This is a genomic window from Treponema sp. R6D11 (genome assembly GCF_054786075.1).
Window position 1 is genome coordinate 1 of the sequence record NZ_BDHD01001295.1, and the last position, 337, is coordinate 337.

The following is a 337-nucleotide window of genomic DNA, read 5'->3' on the forward strand; positions in this document are numbered from 1 at the left end:
TGAGAAATCTTATCCAAATACCGCTCTTCCTCGCTGAACACGCACCCGCAGTACTTCTGCATGTAAAACCCCGCGGCGCGGGCCTGAGCCTGCCCTTCGCGGAAGTGCGGACGAAAATCACTGTAAAAAAATTCCACTCCGTATTTTTCCGCCATCTCTTCGCCGGAGCGCTTTATTTCCTCATGATCCTGATGCGGGCTTACAAGCAACGTAGTGCTAAAGGCGGAAAATCCTTCCTGCTTCGCGAAAGACGCAGTCTTTTCAAGGCGCATACTGTAACAATTTTTACACCGATCGGGGCGGGAATTTGAATTAATAAATCCCTTTGTATAAACAT

Annotated in this window: 1 protein-coding gene; it reads right to left on the bottom strand. The window is 48.4% G+C overall.

The features are described 5' to 3' along the window. Positions 1–272: epoxyqueuosine reductase QueH (locus tag ACYVTD_RS18490; protein WP_461249056.1), on the bottom strand; the 272-nt coding region annotated here is incomplete at its 3' end. Positions 273–337 lie beyond the last annotated feature (65 nt).